Origin of the sequence: Stenotrophomonas sp. PS02298 (assembly GCF_029959445.1) — a bacterium.
Classification (GTDB): Bacteria; Pseudomonadota; Gammaproteobacteria; order Xanthomonadales; family Xanthomonadaceae; genus Stenotrophomonas.
On record NZ_JASCOR010000306.1, the window covers coordinates 1 to 1,739 of the forward strand.

Consider the following 1,739-nt stretch of genomic DNA (forward strand, 5'->3'; position numbering starts at 1 on the left):
TTTTTATTTATAAATAACCCGGGCGGGCCGCGGTGGCGGGCGCCCCGCCAGGATCAGGCCGCAGCGGCCTGGGACTTGGACGCTTCCTTGTACAGGTTGCGAACCTTGTCGGTCATCTGGGCGCCGTTGGCGATCCACTTGTCGCAAGCAGCGATATCCAGCACAACGCGCTGCTCGCCCCCCTGTGCAACCGGGTTGTAGTAACCGACGCGCTCGATGTTGCGGCCGTCGCGGGCGCTACGGACGTCGGAAACGATGATGTGGTAGAACGGACGCTTCTTGGCGCCGCCGCGGGTCAGTCGAATCTTGACCATGGTGGTGTTTTCCTATGTTGCCCAGTCGCCAGGATGGCGCGGTAAGCCGGCGATTATAGCGACCACCCCGCTCCATTCCAACCCCGGCCCTGATCGGGAACCTGAACCAGCCTCAGCGCTCACCTTCCGCCAGCGCTGTAGGTGCGCCCTTCGCAGCCAACCCGGGTGGCGTCCCATCGATTTTCACGCCTGGCCATGGCCGCCGAGCCCCCCCCCTTCTGTCTCGTTCAGCACTCCGGACATATGATTCGCATATGAATCATATAGTCAATTCAAGGGGCGACCGATGGGCATCGTGAACATCGACGACGAACTGCACGACAACCTGCGCAAGGCCAGTACCGTGTCTGGCCGCTCGATCAACGCCCAGGCCGGGTTCTGGATCAGGATCGGCATGCTCTGCGAACTGAATCCGCAGCTGAGTTTCCAGGAGCTGGTGGCGCGCGAACTCGCGGCTGCCGGGGTAAGCCCTGCGGGCATGCGGATGGCGGAAGCATGATCAAGCAGCCGCATGAACTGGTATTGATGGCCGAATCCGGGCGCCTGCTGGCGTCGGTGTTCGAAGCACTGAACCAGCTGCCGCTGGAAGGCATGAGCACGCTGCAGGTAAACGACAGGGTCGAGCGCTTCATCGTCGACCGCTTGCAGGCACGCCCGGCCAGCAAGGGCCAGTATGGTTTCGCGTATGTACTCAACAGTTCCATCGACACTGTTGTCTGCCACGGCGTGCCGTCATCGAAGGACATCCTTCGCAGCGGCAGCATCGTCAATCTGGACATCACCCTGGAGAAGAACGGCTACATCGCCGATTCCAGCCGCATGTTCCTGATCGGCGAGGTAAGCCATCAAGCCAAACGCCTGGTGCGCGTCACCAACGAGGCCATGTGGAAGGGCATCGCCACGGTACGTCCTGGTGCGACCCTGGGCGACATCGGCTTTGCGATCAACCGCCACGCCAAGGACGCCGGCTATTCGGTGGTGAAGGAGTACTGCGGCCACGGTATCGGCCGCGAAATGCACGAAGAGCCGCAGGTGCTGCATTACGGGCATCGTGGCGCCGGACTCGAGCTGCAGGCCGGCATGACCTTCACGATCGAGCCGATGATCAACCAGGGCCGCGCGGCGATCGACAACCACGACGATGGTTGGACCGTGACCACACGCGATGGAAAGTTATCGGCGCAATGCGAGCATACCGTCGAGGTGACGGAGACCGGCGTGCGCGTATTGACGCTGCGCGATGAAGAACGGGCCATCGCTCAGAAGCTGCTGGGCGCGCTCGCGTAGGACGCGCTTTTGTAGGAGCGGCGTAAGCCGCGAAGCTGGCATTGCTGGAGTTCTTGGCAGATACGCCATCTGATGATCTATCTGCTTCGCCGCGTACGCCGCGCCGACAAAAAGCAGGCCGCCCGCCGCCAATTTGAT

General features: G+C 62.0%; 3 protein-coding genes. 2 read left to right on the top strand and 1 reads right to left on the bottom strand.

The window, feature by feature from the left end; all coding sequences use genetic code 11:
• Positions 1-53: 53 nt before the first annotated feature.
• Positions 54-314, bottom strand: coding sequence for a 30S ribosomal protein S16 (gene rpsP / locus QMX78_RS21290; protein WP_282273428.1), 261 nt, complete (start codon positions 312-314; stop codon positions 54-56).
• A 286-nt stretch (positions 315-600) separates the two neighbouring features.
• Between rpsP and QMX78_RS21295 the strand changes: the two genes are divergently transcribed.
• Together QMX78_RS21295 and map are read left to right on the top strand one after the other, a co-directional pair.
• On the top strand, positions 601-813 hold the full coding sequence (locus QMX78_RS21295; protein ID WP_282273430.1) for a ParD-like family protein: 213 nt from the start codon (positions 601-603) through the stop codon (positions 811-813).
• Entirely contained in the window at positions 810-1,601 is a 792-nt protein-coding gene (map, locus tag QMX78_RS21300) for a type I methionyl aminopeptidase (RefSeq protein WP_282273432.1), read from the top strand. The genes QMX78_RS21295 and map overlap by 4 nt, the downstream gene beginning before the upstream one ends.
• The last annotated feature ends 138 nt before the right edge of the window (positions 1,602-1,739 follow it).